General features: G+C 49.0%; 4 protein-coding genes and 4 tRNA genes. 1 reads left to right on the forward strand and 7 read right to left on the reverse strand.

The window, feature by feature from the left end:
* The 5 genes from AC007G_RS28170 to AC007G_RS28190 form a co-directional block, all read right to left on the reverse strand.
* Nucleotides 1-135: GTP-binding protein (locus AC007G_RS28170; protein ID WP_009484166.1), on the reverse strand; the 135-nt coding region annotated here is incomplete at its 3' end.
* 115 nt (nt 136-250) lie between these two features.
* Nucleotides 251-326: transfer RNA gene (locus AC007G_RS28175), tRNA-Thr, on the reverse strand.
* 5 nt (nt 327-331) lie between these two features.
* Nucleotides 332-406 (reverse strand) — tRNA-Gly (locus AC007G_RS28180).
* A 119-nt stretch (nt 407-525) separates the two neighbouring features.
* Nucleotides 526-610: transfer RNA gene (locus tag AC007G_RS28185), tRNA-Tyr, on the reverse strand.
* Nucleotides 611-620: 10 nt separating this feature from the next.
* A tRNA-Thr gene (locus AC007G_RS28190) sits at nt 621-696 on the reverse strand.
* A gap of 524 nt (nt 697-1,220) precedes the next feature.
* On the opposite strand from AC007G_RS28190, the gene coaA reads away from it, so the two are divergent.
* On the forward strand, nt 1,221-2,171 hold the full coding sequence (coaA, locus tag AC007G_RS28195; RefSeq protein ID WP_094898638.1) for a type I pantothenate kinase: 951 nt from the start codon (nt 1,221-1,223) through the stop codon (nt 2,169-2,171).
* Nucleotides 2,172-2,218: 47 nt separating this feature from the next.
* Here the strand turns inward: coaA and birA are convergent, their stop codons facing one another.
* Nucleotides 2,219-3,181, reverse strand: coding sequence for a bifunctional biotin--[acetyl-CoA-carboxylase] ligase/biotin operon repressor BirA (birA, locus tag AC007G_RS28200; protein WP_032690006.1), 963 nt, complete (start codon nt 3,179-3,181; stop codon nt 2,219-2,221).
* The gene (gene murB, locus AC007G_RS28205) at nt 3,178-4,206 is read right to left on the reverse strand and encodes a UDP-N-acetylmuramate dehydrogenase (protein WP_049266758.1); all 1,029 of its coding nucleotides are present in this window, start codon (nt 4,204-4,206) and stop codon (nt 3,178-3,180) included. The genes birA and murB overlap by 4 nt, the downstream gene beginning before the upstream one ends.
* Nucleotides 4,207-4,310 lie beyond the last annotated feature (104 nt).

Consider the following 4,310-nt stretch of genomic DNA (forward strand, 5'->3'; position numbering starts at 1 on the left):
GCGAGCAGAACCACCGTAGGTTTTAGCCAGAACGGTAGTGATTGCAGCAGTCAGCGTTGTTTTACCATGGTCAACGTGGCCGATAGTACCGACGTTAACGTGCGGTTTTGTACGTTCAAACTTTTCTTTAGACATCGATTGTCCCTCTAAGACACGGATAAATCGGTGATATCACCACATCAACCGGGCAACATGCCCGACTTGTTGAATGCAATAAACAGAGAGAAACAGGGAAGGAGAGATAAAGAAGTGGTGCTGATACCCAGAGTCGAACTGGGGACCTCACCCTTACCAAGGGTGCGCTCTACCAACTGAGCCATATCAGCACGTCTGGAGCGGGCAGCGGGAATCGAACCCGCATCATCAGCTTGGAAGGCTGAGGTAATAGCCATTATACGATGCCCGCATCCTGAAACTCGGCTACCCAGTTCTTTCTATAACAAAAAAAAGAGACTTATCTCTTTTTCTGTTTGAGTTGATTAGTTTAACCAAGCAACTCTGGCTTCGCAAAGCGTTGCCGAAAGATGGTGGTGGGGGAAGGATTCGAACCTTCGAAGTCGATGACGGCAGATTTACAGTCTGCTCCCTTTGGCCGCTCGGGAACCCCACCAGGCACTTGATGGTGCCGACTACCGGAATCGAACTGGTGACCTACTGATTACAAGTCAGTTGCTCTACCTACTGAGCTAAGTCGGCATCAAGTAGCGCGCATTTTAGGGAGACCTGCGAGTTCATGCAACTAAAAAATTGCATAAAATGTTCCATTGCTCATATTTTGTGCTCAAACAAGGAAAATCGTTGCAATTTCAAACAACGGAGCACAAAAAAACGGCATTTACCTAAGCGTAAATCGTACGCTGACCTGGGATATTTTGTTAAAGACCGGCATTTTTGACCTTCCGGGCGATTTCCTGAGCACCTCTGCATACGATAATCGATCTTTTAGCCCGCAGAGCAGGTATTCCAGCTTCACCTGAGAGCACCACTGACGACTCCCTTCCGCGGCATTTATTGCTCACCTAACCTGAGCGCTCTATTCACCTGATTAATAATTACCTGCGAACCCCGCTCTTGTGATGTCTGCATTAGAAAGCGCTATCCGATGAGTTTTTTTCTTATTATTCCTCGCAATCTGGTGTTACCCTCCTGCCCATTGTCCTGATTAACTTGTGTGAAGCATCCCTCGCTGCATTTGATTCGGCGATGCTAAGAACATGCTTATGAGCAAAAAAGAGCAGACGTTAATGACACCGTATCTACAATTTAACCGCAACCAATGGGCTGCACTTCGTGATTCCGTTCCGATGACGCTGACAGAGGAAGAAATCACGCGGTTAAAAGGCATCAACGAAGATCTTTCTCTTGAAGAAGTTGCCGAGATCTATTTGCCGCTGTCGCGTTTGCTTAATTTCTATATCAGTTCTAACCTGCGGCGTCAGGCCGTGCTGGAACAATTCCTCGGCACTAACGGCCAACGCATTCCCTATATCATCAGTATTGCCGGCAGCGTCGCGGTAGGGAAAAGTACAACCGCGCGCGTATTACAGGCGCTGCTCAGCCGCTGGCCGGAACATCGTCATGTTGAATTGATAACGACCGATGGCTTCCTGCATCCTAACGCCGTATTGAAAGAACGCGGGCTGATGAAGAAGAAAGGCTTCCCGCAATCCTATGATATGCATCGTCTGGTCAAGTTCGTCTCCGACCTCAAATCCGGCATACCTAATGCTACCGCTCCGGTTTATTCGCATCTGATTTATGATGTGATCCCCGATGGAGATAAAACCGTAGCGCAGCCGGACATTTTGATTCTGGAAGGATTAAATGTTTTACAAAGCGGGATGGATTATCCTCATGATCCGCACCACGTATTTGTATCTGACTTCGTTGATTTTTCGATATATGTTGATGCGCCAGAAGAATTACTAAAAACATGGTATATCAACCGTTTCTTAAAATTCCGTGAAGGGGCCTTTACCGACCCGGACTCTTATTTCCATAATTATGCAAAGCTTTCCAGAGACGAAGCGGTGAACATTGCCACCTCATTATGGAATGAGATCAACCTGCTGAATTTAAAAGAAAATATATTACCAACTCGTGAGCGAGCTAGTTTGATCATGACGAAAAGCGCCAATCACTCGGTTGATCAGGTTCGGTTACGTAAATAACGATTACAGAAAATAAAAAGGGAGCCAGGGCTCCCTTTTTATTCAGTTTATTCTGCACTTCGTAACGATATCTCACCACCAACCCAGGGTTTTATCACACCATCCTGCTCAAGCAATAACGCGCCCTGAGTATCGATACCGCGAGAAATACCAAATATTTCTTTATCGCCAATAATAAGCTTCACCGGGCGGTTGAGGAAGTTATCTAATTTCTCCCAACGCGCCAGATAAGGTGCCAGGCCATCCTGTTCAAAGAGCTGCAGGCCAGCGCGAAGCTCTTTAATCAGGCGCGCGGCCAACGTATTACGATCGATAGATACGCCAGCTTCCTGCAAGCTAATCCATCCCTGGTTGACGACATCTGACTCTACATGACGCATAGCCAGGTTGATCCCCGCCCCGCTGACTATCTGTGCCGCATCGCCGGTTTTTCCCGTCAGCTCAACCAAAATACCTGACAGTTTACGATCCTGAAGATAGAGGTCATTTGGCCACTTCACGCGAACCTTATCAGCCCCCAGGCTCTGGAGCACTTCTGCAATAACAATCCCGATGACCAGACTCAATCCCACTGCGGCAGCAGGCCCTTGCTCCAGCCGCCAGTACATCGAGAGATAGAGGTTTGCGCCAAAGGGAGAAAACCACTTGCGCCCTCGACGACCGCGGCCGGCCTGCTGATATTCTGCAACGCAGGCATCGCCGGATTGCAACTCATTAAGACGATCCAGCAAATACTGGTTGGTCGAGTCAATAACGGGAAGTACGGTTACCCGTCCATGTTCGATCTGTGCAGCGATTCGCTTTTCATCTAATAGCTGGATCGGCTCTGGCAGGCTGTAACCTTTTCCCGGAACGGTGAACACATCAACCCCCCAGTCGCGGAGAGTCTGAATATGCTTATTGATTGCCGCACGACTCATTCCCAGACGATCGCCCAGTTGCTCTCCGGAATGAAATTCGCCATCCGCTAAAATTGATATCAATGTCAGGGGGATTGTATTATCTCTCATGCAATAGCCTCCTCGGCATTCACTTCACCGGTTGCGCCAATAAAGCGGACTTCCGGCTGGAGCCAGACATTGAACTTCTCGCCTACCTGCTGACGGACATAATGCGCCAGCTTAATCACGTCGTCGCTGGTTGCCTGATTATCATTGATTAATACTAAAGCCTGCTGACGGTGTACCGCGGCCCCGCCGATGGTTTTCCCTTTCAGCTGACATTGATCGATTAGCCAGCCTGCGGCCAGTTTTATACGACCATCTACCTGCGGGTAGTGCGGAGCATTCGGGAACATGGCCAGTAGCTCCTGCCCTTTCCCGGCGTCAATCACCGGGTTTTTAAAGAAACTGCCGGCATTACCACTCACTTTTGGGTCAGGAAGCTTAGTCATTCGCATATGACAAACGGCGTCAAATACCTGACGTGGAGTGACGGTGTTTCGGTCAAGACGGGTCAGGTCACCGTAGGTTAATATCGGATCCCAGCGCTTTGTCAGGCGGAGGCCTACCGCAACGATGGCAAAGCGATCCTGATATTCGTGTTTGAAAATACTGTCACGATAGCCAAAACGGCATTCACTCGCAGAAAGCCGCTGCTTATGCCCAGTTGCTAGCTCGATGCAATCAACATACTGGCAAACGCGCTGTAGCTCGACGCCATATGCACCAATATTCTGAATCGGGGAAGAGCCTGCACAACCAGGAATCAATGCAAGGTTTTCCAGACCCGGCATGCCATTATCCAGCGTAAACTGCACCAGTTGATGCCAGTTTTCTCCGGCCCCAACGTGTAGATGCCAGGCATCAGGCGTTTCCGTGACCTCAATTCCCATAATGCGGTTGATTATCACCGTACCGGCATAATCCTTCAGGAAGAGTACATTGCTCCCTTCACCAAGGATCAAAACGGGCTGATCCTCTGCAGTGGCCTGTTGCCATGCGGACAATAGCTGCTGTTCATTTTCAGCACGTACAATCGCTTTGGCCATACGGTCAATGCCAAAGGTATTCCAGGGTTTGAGGGAGTGATTCATAGTGGCTTCCTGATGCAAAATCTGCACTAGTTTACCGTATCTGCTAGGGGAAGGCTTGCTTGATTGCGGCCAGGCGGGTATTCAGGATGCTTCTGTTTTTCATG

This window comes from Klebsiella sp. CSG-1 (assembly GCF_056521145.1).

What these genes read in the sequence shown, in the direction of transcription:
- coaA (WP_094898638.1), top strand. Translation starts at nt 1,221, where the DNA reads ATGAGCAAAAAAGAGCAGACGTTAATGACACCGTATCTACAATTTAAC.
- birA (WP_032690006.1), bottom strand. Translation starts at nt 3,181, where the DNA reads ATGAGAGATAATACAATCCCCCTGACATTGATATCAATTTTAGCGGAT.
- murB (WP_049266758.1), bottom strand. Translation starts at nt 4,206, where the DNA reads ATGAATCACTCCCTCAAACCCTGGAATACCTTTGGCATTGACCGTATG.